General features: G+C 42.8%; 10 protein-coding genes. 6 read left to right on the top strand and 4 right to left on the bottom strand.

The window, feature by feature from the left end:
- Positions 1 to 9: 9 nt before the first annotated feature.
- Together ABFX33_RS00850 and ABFX33_RS00845 are read right to left on the bottom strand one after the other, a co-directional pair.
- Positions 10 to 924, bottom strand: coding sequence for a helix-turn-helix domain-containing protein (locus ABFX33_RS00850; protein ID WP_346083649.1), 915 nt, complete (start codon positions 922 to 924; stop codon positions 10 to 12).
- A gap of 69 nt (positions 925 to 993) precedes the next feature.
- Positions 994 to 1,845, bottom strand: coding sequence for an SDR family NAD(P)-dependent oxidoreductase (locus ABFX33_RS00845; protein WP_346083647.1), 852 nt, complete (start codon positions 1,843 to 1,845; stop codon positions 994 to 996).
- A gap of 345 nt (positions 1,846 to 2,190) precedes the next feature.
- Between ABFX33_RS00845 and ABFX33_RS00840 the strand changes: the two genes are divergently transcribed.
- Together ABFX33_RS00840 and ABFX33_RS00835 are read left to right on the top strand one after the other, a co-directional pair.
- Positions 2,191 to 5,445, top strand: a complete 3,255-nt coding sequence (locus tag ABFX33_RS00840) for a SusC/RagA family TonB-linked outer membrane protein (RefSeq protein WP_346083645.1) — start codon at positions 2,191 to 2,193, stop codon at positions 5,443 to 5,445.
- 10 nt (positions 5,446 to 5,455) lie between these two features.
- Positions 5,456 to 7,216, top strand: coding sequence for a RagB/SusD family nutrient uptake outer membrane protein (locus ABFX33_RS00835; RefSeq protein WP_346083644.1), 1,761 nt, complete (start codon positions 5,456 to 5,458; stop codon positions 7,214 to 7,216).
- A gap of 259 nt (positions 7,217 to 7,475) precedes the next feature.
- Here the strand turns inward: ABFX33_RS00835 and ABFX33_RS00830 are convergent, their stop codons facing one another.
- On the bottom strand, positions 7,476 to 8,885 hold the full coding sequence (locus ABFX33_RS00830) for an alpha-L-fucosidase (RefSeq protein ID WP_346083643.1): 1,410 nt from the start codon (positions 8,883 to 8,885) through the stop codon (positions 7,476 to 7,478).
- Positions 8,886 to 9,015: 130 nt separating this feature from the next.
- Here ABFX33_RS00830 and ABFX33_RS00825 point away from each other — a divergent pair, with 130 nt between their 5' ends.
- From ABFX33_RS00825 to ABFX33_RS00810, 4 genes are read left to right on the top strand one after another with little or no spacing between them, the layout of a single operon-like run.
- On the top strand, positions 9,016 to 10,434 hold the full coding sequence (locus ABFX33_RS00825; RefSeq protein ID WP_346083642.1) for a sensor histidine kinase: 1,419 nt from the start codon (positions 9,016 to 9,018) through the stop codon (positions 10,432 to 10,434).
- Positions 10,403 to 11,113, top strand: coding sequence for a response regulator transcription factor (locus ABFX33_RS00820; RefSeq protein WP_346083641.1), 711 nt, complete (start codon positions 10,403 to 10,405; stop codon positions 11,111 to 11,113). The genes ABFX33_RS00825 and ABFX33_RS00820 overlap by 32 nt, the downstream gene beginning before the upstream one ends.
- 15 nt (positions 11,114 to 11,128) lie before the next feature.
- Positions 11,129 to 11,713, top strand: coding sequence for a Crp/Fnr family transcriptional regulator (locus ABFX33_RS00815; protein ID WP_346083640.1), 585 nt, complete (start codon positions 11,129 to 11,131; stop codon positions 11,711 to 11,713).
- A 26-nt stretch (positions 11,714 to 11,739) separates the two neighbouring features.
- Positions 11,740 to 12,555 carry a helix-turn-helix domain-containing protein gene (locus ABFX33_RS00810; RefSeq protein WP_346083639.1) on the top strand — a complete coding sequence of 272 codons (816 nt, stop codon included), beginning with the start codon at positions 11,740 to 11,742 and terminating at the stop codon, positions 12,553 to 12,555.
- On the opposite strand, the gene ABFX33_RS00805 is transcribed toward ABFX33_RS00810, so the two are convergent.
- Entirely contained in the window at positions 12,552 to 13,679 is a 1,128-nt protein-coding gene (locus ABFX33_RS00805; protein WP_346083638.1) for an MBL fold metallo-hydrolase, read from the bottom strand. The genes ABFX33_RS00810 and ABFX33_RS00805 overlap by 4 nt on opposite strands.
- Positions 13,680 to 13,969: the final 290 nt, after the last annotated feature.

The raw sequence follows: 13,969 nt of genomic DNA, 5'->3' as shown, positions 1-13,969 counted from the left end.
AGACGGAATTTACTGAAATAACTGCCTAAACTCAACAGGACTTTGTTGGGTGGTTTTCTTGAAGACTTTACTGAAAGATTGCGGGTGCTCAAATCCAAGTTCGTAAGCTATTTCACTGATTGACAAGGAGCTGGTGCTCAGACGGACTTTGGCATACTCAATCATTTTATGTTGGATATGCTGCTGCGTATTTTGTTGTGTGTAAAATCGGAGGACGCTGCCGAGATAATTGGGAGATAAGTTGAGCTGCCTCGCCAAATAACTGACTGTTGGAACACCATGCTCCTGCAATTTGTCCCGGTCAAACTGCGCGGAAAGGAGTTGTTCAAATCGTATGACAAGTTCTTGGGTCGATTTTTTTCGCGTGATAAACTGACGCTCGTAAAAACGCTCGGCATAAATAAGTAACCGCTCTATCTGCTTAAGGATCAGCTCACGGCTGAACTTGTCGATATTTGACTGATACTCTTTTTCAATGTTCTGAAGAATATCCACGATAATCGCTTCTTCCTTATCCGAAAGGAAAAGAGCTTCGTTGACTTCATATTGAAAAAAATCGTATGTATGGATATGCTTTGCCAATTCGCTGTTCCACAAAAAATCAGGATGTACCAAGAGAATCCAGCCACTAGGTTCGGTACGGATCTCTTGATTGATCTCAACTTTTAGAAATTGTAAGGGCGATACAAAGGTAAGTACCCCCGAATCAAAATCATATTGTTGTTGTCCATAATTGAATTTGGCGTTTACATTTCGCTTTAATCCGATCGAATAAAAGTGCTGGATCCAATTTAACTTGGTGTCATTGATCGGGTAGTGTACCTGACTATAATCAACCAGACTGATTAATGGGTGCTCCGGCTTGGGCAGTCCGCAAAAGCTATGGAACTCCGAAAGGGAATGAAAGCGAAATGTATTCTCCATAATTGTAAATTTACGTATTTTATCCTTTGTTATTACGGGGTATTCTTCGATACCATCGGCTTTAAAGCGCTATTTAACGGATTGCTCAAAACCCGTGGATATCGTATAGCTTTTCCACTTTTCAATCTCGGCAGTCAATGTATTGATCTTATTTTTAGCGAGTTCATAAGCATCTTCACCCATCAGAAAATGAAATGGGGGATTGGGTATTGTACTCAGCTCGATCAATAACACGGCTGCTCTTTGTGGATCATTCGATTGATTGCCGTGAATCTGCTGTAGATGTGCGGCTTCGGTTTCCCTAGCCGAGATGTAGTCTGCTATTGGATTCGCTGCGGTGTGGATGGAATTTTCAGATAGAAATTCAGTCCTGAAATAGCCTGGATAAACGAGCGTTGTATGGACACCAAAAGGCCGCATTTCGACCGCCAGAGCTTCGGTAAAACCAGCGACAGCAAATTTAGTGGAGCAGTATACGCCGAATGCAGGGAAATTACCCACCAGTCCGCCAATGGAAGCAATATTGAAAATATGTCCGGATTGTTGGCGACGGAAATAAGGTGTAATATGCCGGATGAAATTGAGCGAGCCAAAAACATTAACATCATAGTTGCGTCGTGTCTCCAGATCACTGAGCTCCTCTAAGGCACCTGTTTGCCCATATCCAGCATTGTTAACAAGGACATCGATCCTACCGAAATAGTCAATGGCCGAGAGTACTGCCCGGTTGACATCTGTGTCGTTGGTGATGTCTACCTCAAGGGGCAGAAAATTTTCATGATCGCCAATTTCATCTTCCAGCGCTTGTTTTGTTCGTGAAGTCGCCACAACAAGATAATCCTGGGCGAGCAATTCTCTTACTAAGGTTAGTCCAAGCCCTTTAGAGGCACCAGTGACAAACCATACTTTTTGTGATTTCATGTATTTTTCTGTTTTAAATAATTTGATATTACAAAGGTGATGATTAGGTGTTTTTTGGATGTAGGCAAATCGATGGATCTTGTAGTCAAATCGTGGATTCCATATTTTTCAACGATTGCTTGTGCTTATTTCACGAATTAATTTCCCTATTCCCTCTATGAAGTGTTGAATTATTAAATTACCAGTTGTGTTATCTATAAGTTTATTTTTTATTAATAAATAGGGTGCTAAACCTGTTTAGTTTGAGGTGTTATGGTTTTTAATTAAATATTTCTTAATATTAAGGTAAATTATAAACCAAGTGAAAGTACCAACTTTGGTGCTAAATTCTAAACCAGACTAAAAATGCAGAAAACATTACTAATCAGTATGGCATTAGGGCTCTCATATCCCACGTGGGCTAATGTAGAGCGTAGTTATGTCAAATTGAACAGAGAGACGCAAGCTATTGCAGTCCAGTCTACCGTGAAAGGTGTGGTAAAAGACAAAAACGGTGCAGCTATGCCCGGTGTCACCATCACCAATTTATCCAGTCAGAAAACGACATCTACCAATGCCTCGGGAATGTTTAACATCGAGGCTGCCATCGGCCAAAAGCTTAAACTGACTCAGGTGGGGTATAACGAGCAGGTTGTGACTGTCAATACAGCTCAATTACAACTTGTAATGGAATCCAAAGATACCGAGTTGGAGGAAGTTGTCGTGGTCGGCTACGGAACCCAGAAGAAAGCAAACTTGACCGGAGCAGTTGATCAGGTCGGCTCAGAAGTTTTCGAAGGCCGCGTACTCGCCAATGCGAGCCAAATGCTACAAGGTGTTGTTCCCAACCTAAATATCGTCCCGGCTGATGGTAAACCTAACCGGGCACCGAGTTTCAATATCCGTGGTACCACGTCAATCGGCCAGGGCGGAAGTGCCTTGATTTTGATCGATGGAGTAGAGGGGGATCCAGCTTCATTAAATCCAAATGATATCGAGAATGTCTCCGTACTAAAAGACGCTTCCTCTGCTGCAATCTATGGCGCAAGGGGGACTTTCGGTGTCGTATTGATTACAACTAAGAGAGCGAAGTCGGGAAAATCGTCCATTAACTATTCCGGAAGCGGATCCTTCCAGAAACCAATTGCTAGGCCCAAATTCGTAACGGATGGCTACGCGTATGCATCGCATTTCTTTACCGCCTATAACGCTTGGAATAATTATTCCTCTATCCCCAGCAAGCTGAATAAAACACAGATCTTTACAATGGACTGGCTCAACGAGTTCAAACGCCGCAAAGAGCAGGGGATTACGGATGAAATTACAGTCGATGATAAAGGAAATTACGTTTACTATGGTAATGAGGACTATTACGATGTCTTGATCAAGGACAATACCTTTGTACAGGATCATAACCTGTCGGTAAGTGGCAATACCGAAAAGCTGGATTACTACATCTCTGGACGTGCCTATGATTATAATGGGATGTACCGTTTTAATAGTGATAAATACAAGACCTACAATACCAGGGCCAAAGCAGGTTTACAGGTAAATGACTGGTTGCGTATCGCTAATAACATTGATTACAACTACGCGAAATACCGCGACCCAACGACGGGTGGTGAAGGGGGGAATATCTGGCGTAATATTGCGGATGAAGGACATCCATCTTCACCGATATTCAATCCTGATGGTTCGCTTAGCTTCTCGGCGGCCTATTCCGTGGGTGATTTTATCTATGGAAAAAATAGAACCGAAAGTGAAAATCGGGATCTCCGCAATACCACGTCTTTTGAAACCAAATTTCTTAACAATACCCTGCGGATAAAGGGCGATCTGACTTTTAGAAATCGCGATTTTAACTCGACCCGTGTACGTGTGCCTGTCCCTTATAGCACGCAAGAAGGTAAGGTGCTCAAGCTGGAAACAGACATGAACAACAATATTTACCAGGTAGACCAAAACTGGAAATATCTATTTGGAAACCTTTACGGTGAATACGAAAAGACAATAGGTGACCATTATGTTAAAGGTTTGCTGGGGTATAATTACGAACAACGTGTCTATAACTCTTCCTATATCACGAAAACAGGCTTATTGACCGAAAATGTGGATAATATCAATCTGGCTCTCGGGCAAAATACAACCGCTACCGCTGGTTATAATAAGTATCGGAATGTTGGTGTATTTATGCGGGCCAATTATATTTTCAAGGATCGTTATTTATTTGAATTCAATGGGCGATACGATGGTTCTTCCAAATTTCCGACCAACCAACAATGGGCATTTTTCCCTTCAGCCTCTGCGGGCTGGCGCATTTCTGAAGAACCCTTCTTTACGGTAGACAAAAAGATTATTTCTGACCTGAAATTTCGCGCTTCTTATGGTTCACTTGGGAACGGTAATGTAGACCCTTATACCTACATGGATCTCTATGAAATCAAGATCATGGATCGTTTGTTGAATGGACAGAAACCTTCCTATACCTCGGTACCAAAGGTTATTCCCGATAATCTGACTTGGGAGACGGCCCGTACAGCTAATTTTGGACTGGATTTTTCATCATTAAATGGCAGGCTGACCTTTACAGGTGATCTCTACCAACGTAAGACCTTGAACATGTATACCTTCAGCGTGGAGTTGCCGGATATATTCGGTGCGCAATCGCCAAAAGGTAATTATGCGGATATGACAACGAAGGGCTATGAATTGAGTGTTGCCTATAAGGACCGTTTCGATTGGAACAATAGTCCATTTAACTGGTCGGTGAAAGCTACTTTGGCGGATTATCGCTCAACCATAGATCGCTATGAAAATAAAGCCGGTCTGTTACAGACTGATCGCTACCAGACTGACCGATATTATGAAGGACAACGACTCGGCGAGATATGGGGTTATGTTACCCAGGGACTTTTCCAAAATCAGGCGGAGATAGATGCGGCTCCGACACAAAAGGTCATCAAATCGTCCAATTCTGGTATTATCTATCCGGGCGATGTACGCTTTGCGGATCTCAATGGCGATGGGGTAATTGACTACGGAACAAATACAATCAATAGTCATGGCGATAAAACCATTATCGGTAACTACGAACCTCGTTATATCTATAGCTTCAATATCAATATGGACTGGAAAAATGTCTATTTCTCTACCTTCTTTCAAGGGGTTGGAAAACAGAATTGGTACCCAAGTAATGAGTCTATTTTTTGGGGGCAGTACAATAGACCATATAACAATTTACCCGAATGGCACCTCAATAATTATTGGACAGAAGACAATCCTAATGGATATTTTCCGCGATATGCCGGTTATAACGAGTCTATTAAAGCAACAGCCCAGACAAGGTACCTGCAGAATATCGCCTACATTCGGATGAAAAACATTCAGATTGGCTATAATTTTCCGAAATCTGTGACTTCGAAGCTCAAGATCAGTAGCTTACGGGCTGGACTATCCGGCGAGAACTTATGGACTTGGTCGCCTCTGTATAAAAAAACAAAAGATCTTGATGTGGGCAATCTCATGAAATCTGACCCGGATATCAGTGATTCCAATAGTGGTGATGGATTTAACTATCCGGTGATGAAGAGCATTAGTTTTAATTTATCCATTGGATTATAATGTATTAAAAATGAAAAGAATCTTATTTATACCTATGATAGCACTCTTGTTCAGTTCCTGTGAATTGAACGAGCTACCGAAAGCATCGGCAACTGAAGAGGACATCTTCGGAACGGAGAATGGACTGAAAAATTACAGTAACTCTTTTTACCGGGATATCACCTCCAGAAGCGATGCTTTTAAAGGGGATGCGATGGCAGATTACGCTGCAGTAAATAGCTTGAATGATTTTATGGTGAAAGGTGCTTATTCTGCCGAAATCAGTACGGGCTGGAGCTGGACAGCCTTACGGAATATCAATCAGATGATCGTCAAATGTACAAGCCCGCAATTGAGTGATGCGGTCAAAAACAATTATATTGGTATCGCCCGCTTCTTTCGGGCCTGGTTCTATTACGATAAGGTGGTGCGCTTTGGTGATGTGCCTTGGGTAGATCATCCATTGACCGTTGATGAGACAGATATCCTCCATGCGCCAAGGGATTCACGTGAACTGGTGATGAAGCGCATTATGGAAGACCTGGATTTTGCCTATGCAAATATTACAGGAGACGGCGGGGATGGTACGTTAATTAATAAATGGACGGCATTGGGTCTAAAGACTCGTGTGGCCTTATTTGAAGGAACTTTTAGAAAATACCACAAATTAAACTTGGCGACAACACCGGCGGATTTCTTTAAGATGGCCGCTGATGCAGGAAAGATCTTGATGGAAACGGGACCCTATAGTGTGTATGTGGCCAATGATCCAAAGCTGTCACAGCGTCAATTATTTGTGAGCAATCAGCCTGTGAAGCAGGAAGTCATGTTCGGTCTTGCTTTCAGCAAAGATCAGGCATTGATGAACGATGCCAACTGGTGGTGGACCTCGGCGACCTATGGACCAAGACTGAGCCTGGTAAGACCCTTTATCAACAGCATTTTGAATCTTGATGGAACACCATACACCGATCGTCCTAATTATCAAACTGAGGAATTTTATGAAGAATGCCAAAACCGTGACTACCGGTTGGCACAGCTGATCCGTACACCAGGGTATAAGCGTGGGGGAGAGGCTGCCCCTCCAAATTTTGCAAGTTATACATACACGGGCTATCAACCGATTAAATATACCCTGGATGATCCTTATTATGATAATGGTGCCTATAACATCAACGCAGTACCTTTGATGCGGTATGCTGAAATACTGTTGAACTATGCAGAGGCCAAGCAGGAACTCGGGCAGTTGAATTTAACGGATTGGACTAAAACCATTGGTGCTTTGCGTGCACGAGCAGGAATCACTTCAGGAAATAATAGCTTGCCAACAAAGGTGGACAACTATTTGAAAAACACATTTTTCCCGGATGTAAATGATCCTGTATTATTGGAAATCCGTCGTGAAAGGCAGGTTGAGCTAGCACTGGAGGGCTTCCGTTTCAATGACTTGAAAAGATGGAAAATGGGATCCTCGATGGCCAACCTTGCTTGGACAGGCATCTATGTGCCAGCATTGGAAAAACTGATGGATTTGGATCACGACGGCAAACCGGATGTGATTTTCTATGATGGTAGTAAACCTGCCTCTTCCATAACGGCACCGAGTGGAGTAGCTAAAGTTGCCATCGGTGGGGGGAGTAAGAATTTCCAGACCATGACAACGGATAATCACCTTGAATGGTATAAGGCTGTTCCGAGAAGCTGGGAAGATAAACAATACCTTTATCCACTGCCGGCTACAGCGATTGTTAAAAATTCCAACCTCGTACAGAATCCAGGATGGACAAAATAAAAGCTTAGTTTCCAATTAACATAAAAAGCATCTCAAAAAGAGATGCTTTTTATGTTATTGAACCATTAGAATAATTTTGACAACTATCGTTTTGCAATAAAAAAAATACCATTGTCGACACAAGTAAGCAAAGACTTATTTCACTCGTAAATCAGCTTTTAACACTTACTCCGGATGATGCTCCACTCGGAGTACATTTTTATCTCAATGATTCATACGCACTGGAAGCAGGCTCCATAGTACTTGTATTGAAAAAAAGCTAACGCCGCTCCTGATAAACACCCACCTCATTCAGGACCACACGCTCTTTTTCGGGGCGGATACTCAAGCGTAATTTTTGCCCCAATACCTCATCAAAGCGAAAGATCTTGATACGCCCCTGTGTGACCGGACTTGCCGCAAGGGGAGACCATTTGCCATCTTTCAAATAGCTCAGACTATAGCTGGAAGGATTGTCCTTGCCTTCGGTAATGACAATACTGTTGAAATTTTTGCTGCGTTCGAAATCCAGTTCATACCAGATCTCTCCTTTGGTAGATGGATTGGATACCCATGCGCTACCGAAATTGTCATCATTGGCGAAATCCATAATACTCATATCTTCACCCCAACTGCTATTGGAAGGAACCTGCCTAGCGATGTTATGGTCTACAATCGGTGCTTGGTAGCTAGGTAATGCTTTGTAGTTGGGTGTTTTCTTGTAAAGTGCTCCGATGGTTTTTAAAGCATCCAAAGCGTTTTGATCCATCAGACCGTCACTGTTGGGTGCGACATTGAGCATAAAGTTGCAATAGGCATCATTATAAGGAATGACAAATTTCTCTACGAGTTCCTTCACATCTTTTACCGGCGTCGTAGGAAAGGACGTTTTCCAGAACCAGCTCTGTTGCAGCGGTAAACAAGCCATTGCCGGTAACTTATTATGTTCTTTGGAGATAAACTGTCCCGCTCCCTGTTCGTAAGATTTGATATCTGTGTAAAATAAGGCGTCCCCAGGATATTTTGCTGAATTGAGATCCATCAATAGGCACTTGGGCTGTAGGGACTTGACCAGATAATAAATGTCGTCAAATGGAACATCATCATACGAGATACGTGACCAAGGAGCATCCCAGCCGTCGATTACCAAAGCATCGATCTCACCATATTGTATTAACAATTCAGTCAGCTGATCTTTGATCAACTGGATATGCGCTTTGGTGATGGTATGTGGACGTATCCCCTGATGCATGTCCAGGATGGAATAATAGAGCATGACACGCAGACCATTTTTACGGAAGGCTTCTGTAAATTCCTTGACAACATCGCGGTGTAATGGGGTGTTCATCACATTGTAATCGGTGGTCTTGGTGTTCCAGATCGGAAACCCGCTGTGATGTTTTGTCGTTAGACAACCATAGGTCATATTGGCCGACTTGGCTGCTTTGGCCCATTGGTCGGCATTGAGCTTCGGTGATTTGAAAAGCCCAAGCTCCGCATTTGGATCGGACCAATCTTGCTCCATAAAGGTAGGCATGCCGTAATGAATAAACATGCCGAATCCCAGATTGACAAAATCAAGCTGGCTCTGTTCAAGTACTTTCTTCGAGAAATTTGATTGTGCATATACCATATTGCTCAGTAATAGGTAACATAAGCCGTAAAGTAAGGTCTGTGAAATTTTGGACATAATTTGCTAATTTGTTATCTGGTAAAGATACGATGCAAGAGATTACACTGTGCTTAACGGAAACCTAATGAATGCCTAATAAAAGGTTAATAGCTATTCCGAATAGATAAATAGATGTTATTTTTAACAGATGAACAGCGCTGATAGAAATATATACCCTTGGGCATTTGGTACCAGCTTCCTAATCTTGACTGTACTGATCGGCTTTCTGATTTTCAAAACCTACCAATTGGAAGATAAGAATTATCAGATCGGCCAGCTCAATTTGGTCCAGAATGCCTATGGTACAGCGATTATGGATGATAAGATCTTTCCTGGAGGAGATGCCTTATTTCAGACGGAGCTGGTGCCTTACCTGAATACCTGGTTTAAGAAAGTGACGGATAAGTCGCCCGATGCAGTGCAGTATGGTGAGACCCGAATGGAATTATTTCTCAAAACTATGCGGACGAAACAGTCTTTGGATAGCATCTTTAACCAAATCGTAAAGCAACAAAAGCTCGATCCTGCACTCATTTACTTGTTCCATTTCGATAAGTTGGAACTTTACAATGCTGCGGATAATAGCTGGCAGGTCTTCTATGAAAGTGCCAGTGACGATAGCTCTGGAACCATCAGTGGTTCGCTCAGGAAAACCTCGCTCAACAATCGGGTGTTCCAGTTGGCGGTCAGTGATAAGGAGCCCATACCTTATCGATTTACCTATAGTCTCTATGTGGATTATGAGAACCGGAACTGGCGGATCATCCGGCAAATGGTACCTGTATTTTTGCTTTCCTTGGCCTGTATTGCTGTTATCGTGCTGCTGAGTTTTCGAACATACAAAAACTGGGTCAACCAACGTAAGCTGGCCGATCTGAAAACGAGTTTCTTAAACCACATGCGGCATGAATTTAATACCCCTTTGACAACAATCCTGGTCAGTGCACATAGCTTGATCGATAGGGACACTAGACTGGACAATAAAGAGGTGGTACAATTGGGACGGATTGTGGAGCGACAGGCGAAACGGCTCCGCGATTATTTTGAGCAAGTAATGGGATCTGTTGCATTACAGGAACAGCAGGCTAAAATCATACAGGCCCCTATCGACTTATTGACAAGGGAGATCCTGGATGAGTTGTGTCTTCGTTATCAAGGGGAGATTGAAATTGATTATATCCCACTTGAAAAGGATGTGCTCATACGGCTGGACGAAGGGTATTATTTCTCGATACTTGACAATCTGATTTCAAATGCTATCAAATTTAATGACCATCCGCGCAAGACGATTCGATTGAGCTGGGAACAGAAAGCTGAACAATATTGCCTCAAAGTTGAGGATAATGGACGAGGAATTGACTCCTCGGACAAAAATGCGTTATTTACGGCATTCTATCGTGGGCAGTCTTCGGTTGGCAAGCCAGGACTCGGATTGGGATTATACTATGTGAAATCTTGTTTGGATCGGTTGGGATGGACAATTCGCATCGAAAATAGCCTAAGTGGCGGTACTATTTTTTATATTTACATGGACAATGGGTCTTTCAATAGCAAAAAACAGGATTGATATCCTTTTGATCGAAGACGAACCCGATTTGGGCGAGGTTTTCTCGCGCTATCTCCGGTACAAGGGCTTTACCGTAATATGGGAATGTACCGCGAAAAAGGGACTGGAAGCTTTTGGAGAATGTGCGGCCAAATTGGTGATTATCGATGTGCAATTACCTGATGGAAATGGTTTCGATTTGGCCCAGGAGATCTTGCAGCTTAGCGCCGGACAGCCCATTTTCTTTTTGACAGCCCTGCAGGAGCGTGCATCGCGTCTAATGGGACTCTCGTTGGGTGCCGTTGACTATATTGCCAAACCCTTCGACATGGATGAAATACTGCTCAAGATCCGTAATTTATTGGCTGTGGCCTCGACTCCCGAAATAGTGCCCGAACGTAGGCTACAGATCGGTCAGCTGTGTCTGGATATGGAGCGCCATAGCTTGACTGATAAGCAGGGTAAAGCGCAAAAGTTGACCGTTCGCGAAGCGGAATTATTGCGTCATCTGATCCTTCATAAAAACGTATTGGTCAACAAGAAGGATCTCTTATTGTTATTTTGGGGAAATACGGATTTCTTTAATGGTAAAAGCCTGGAGGTTTTTATCTCGCGTATCCGTAAATTGCTTCAGCTCGATAATAAACTCCATATTGAAAGTATCTATGGTGCGGGTTATATTTTACACGAAAATAATTAGGTTTAACAAATTGCTATGCTATACGAAAATATCCTCAAAAATGTATCAAAGTGTATAACCTTGACAGATGAGGAAACTGAACGGTTCACCGCTCTGTTGACCATACGGAAGGAACCCAAGAAAACGATGCTTCTGCAAGAGGGGGAAATCTGCCAGTTTGAAGGATATCTTCAGAAAGGCTGTGTACGTATTTATTATCTTGACGAAAATGGTTTTGAGGTGACTTTGGCTTTTGCGGTCGAAGATTGGTGGATCAGTGATATCGCTTCTTTCCATTATCATACAGCATCGAGCCTGTATATGGAAACATTGGAAGAATGTGAATTTTTGATGCTGACACCGGAGACTAAAGAAAAACTGCTGGATACTGTTCCAAAGTTTGAACGCGTCTTTCGTATGCTGGTACAGCGCCGGCTTGCCGTGCTCCAAAATAGGCTGATCCATACCATGGCCAAACCTGCGGCTGAACGCTATCTTGAATTTATCGACTTATACCCCACGATATCACAACGGGTACCGCAATATTATATCGCGTCTTACCTCGGTGTTTCGCCCGAATTTGTCAGCATCATTCGCAAGCGGCTGGCCGCAAAAAAATAATTGTCAACCTATCAAGAAAAGTGATTATGAGTATCGAAGAAAAAGATTTTGGAAAGGCCTTTTTGTATTCTTGTTACGTAGATAAGGCCTTTGGTCATGAACAGTTTATTCCCGAACATGTGGTGATGTTCCAGCTATCTGGTGAAACACATTTTGACCATGAAAAGGGAAAGCTGGTGACAAAGGAAGGGCAGCTACTGGTTGCCCGAAGAAATCAATTGGCAAAGGCATTCAAATACCCATCGAAAAATACGGTCTATCAGTCTATTGCAATCTTGCTCCACACCGACCGGCTCAAGAAGTATGCGTTGGATCATCAGCTTTCTTCGGATAAAAAGCAATCGACAGATATCAATATCCTTCTGGAAGGTGATGCGTTTATCAAAAGTTATTTTGAGTCGCTGGCACCCTATGCGGAAGCTTCGGATCGAGTCAGCCCGCAAATGGAGACTATCAAAATATACGAATTGATCACTTTATTATTGGAAAGATATCCCTCGTTGAAAAATTTGCTATTTGATTTCTCCGAACCCTTTAAGATTGACCTGGAGGAATTTATGCTAAAAAATTATAAGTATAATGTTCCTTTGGAGAATTTTGCCAAATTATCCGGTCGTAGCCTAGCGAGTTTTAAACGTGATTTTGAAAAAATATTCCGCACCTCACCCCGGAAATGGCTGCAGGAGAAGCGTCTTTCCGAAGCCTACTTTCTGATTGAGAATAAACGAAAAAGACCCGTGGATATTTACCTTGATCTTGGTTTTGAAAACCTCTCTCATTTTTACGCTTCCTTTAAAGAGAAATTCGGAATAACGCCGGCGACAATTAATTCCATTGCTTAATCAGTTTTCCACCAGTAGTTGGGGCTGTCGTGGGGCTCATCCAGATCAACAACTTCACCGATGCGGGGGGTAAGTAGGGGTTGTCGTTGTATGGATGCTTCTTTGGAAATACGCTCTAAGGGTTCGTACCAGGCATGATTGGCAAGGACAAATTTTGAGGAGTGTACGGGTAATAATTTTGCTGCCTGTAAATCTTTTGCCGCCTGTACCACTTCTTCGGGCATCATGTGGATGTATTTCCAACTCAGGTCATATTGTCCATTTTCGAGTATCGCCAAATCAAATGGCCCCAGTTTATCACCTATTTCTTTAAAATGGCTGTCATAACCACTGTCTCCACCTAGGTACAGTTTCCGGCTCGGCGTCTCCAAGACATAGGAGGCCCAAAGTGTATTGGCCGACCAAATGCTGCGACCTGAAAAGTGTCGTGCCGGTGTGACCGTTACATGAAATCCATTTCCTAGATCCACCTGATCCCACCAATCTTTTTCGATAATCTGATCGCTGTGGTAGCCCCAATATTCCAAATGTTCACCCACACCAAGTCCAACGATAATTTTGCCGACTCGGGGTTGCAGTGCTTTGAGTGTTTTATAATCCATATGATCGTAGTGATCATGGGAAATAAATAGGTAATCGATCGCTGGAAGCACATCTGCTGTTATCACATCAGCGCCTGCAAAGGCTTTGCCACTGCCCGGTATGGGCGATATGCTGCCGCTAAGTACTGGATCGACAAGGATAGTTTTCCCGTCTGTGCGCAACAGGTAGGAGGAGTGCCCCAGCCAGACCAAACCATGGGATCTGGTAAAAAGACTATCCCAATCGACAGGGACAGAAGGGATCTTATGTTTGGGACTGGTCTCAGCTGATCTTTTGAAAAAGTAATCGGAAAAGGCTACCGTCCAGCTTTGTGTCAGCTGCGGTGTTGGGCTGTTGTTGCGAAATTTTCCATCCTTGAATTGCTTCGATTGTTGGATACGTTTAAGTCTTTCACCTGAGGGTCTCTTGCCAAATTGGGGATGCATCATATAGCTAGTGATTAAGCCGATGAGAACAACAAGCGTTAGGGCTGACCATTTCAAAAATCGGAAGACGCCTGTGGCTTTGTGCTTTGTTTTCATCTTTACTTGTTTTACAATACAAAAATAGGTAGCCGAGCCATCTATTGTTTTTGTGTAAAGCTCAATTTTTATGTTCTGTATGGCTCACTCACCGTATGGGTATCTTATGTTGTTCGAGATAAATTCACTGTAGATCTATTCTGCTGGTTACAGAAGCTGACTAACTAGAGGTAATGGGTTTTTCTGGCTACCCAGTATCTTTATCCCTGGTAATGATGTATCCGTTTTATAAGGTTTAAAATAAAAGCCTTTGCGATCTGATTGCAAAGGCTTTGTATAAAAGTTGATGC

Origin of the sequence: Sphingobacterium ginsenosidimutans (genome assembly GCF_039536865.1) — a bacterium.
Taxonomy (GTDB): Bacteria; Bacteroidota; Bacteroidia; order Sphingobacteriales; family Sphingobacteriaceae; genus Sphingobacterium; species Sphingobacterium detergens.
This window is presented reverse-complemented; position numbering and strand designations above follow the sequence as displayed.

Excerpts from the sequence above, each read along its gene's own strand:
- ABFX33_RS00850 (WP_346083649.1), bottom strand. The coding sequence starts at position 924 with ATGGAGAATACATTTCGCTTTCATTCCCTTTCGGAGTTCCATAGCTTT.
- ABFX33_RS00845 (WP_346083647.1), bottom strand. The coding sequence starts at position 1,845 with ATGAAATCACAAAAAGTATGGTTTGTCACTGGTGCCTCTAAAGGGCTT.
- ABFX33_RS00840 (WP_346083645.1), top strand. The coding sequence starts at position 2,191 with ATGCAGAAAACATTACTAATCAGTATGGCATTAGGGCTCTCATATCCC.
- ABFX33_RS00835 (WP_346083644.1), top strand. The coding sequence starts at position 5,456 with ATGAAAAGAATCTTATTTATACCTATGATAGCACTCTTGTTCAGTTCC.
- ABFX33_RS00830 (WP_346083643.1), bottom strand. The coding sequence starts at position 8,885 with ATGTCCAAAATTTCACAGACCTTACTTTACGGCTTATGTTACCTATTA.
- ABFX33_RS00825 (WP_346083642.1), top strand. The coding sequence starts at position 9,016 with ATGAACAGCGCTGATAGAAATATATACCCTTGGGCATTTGGTACCAGC.
- ABFX33_RS00820 (WP_346083641.1), top strand. The coding sequence starts at position 10,403 with ATGGGTCTTTCAATAGCAAAAAACAGGATTGATATCCTTTTGATCGAA.
- ABFX33_RS00815 (WP_346083640.1), top strand. The coding sequence starts at position 11,129 with ATGCTATACGAAAATATCCTCAAAAATGTATCAAAGTGTATAACCTTG.
- ABFX33_RS00810 (WP_346083639.1), top strand. The coding sequence starts at position 11,740 with ATGAGTATCGAAGAAAAAGATTTTGGAAAGGCCTTTTTGTATTCTTGT.
- ABFX33_RS00805 (WP_346083638.1), bottom strand. The coding sequence starts at position 13,679 with ATGAAAACAAAGCACAAAGCCACAGGCGTCTTCCGATTTTTGAAATGG.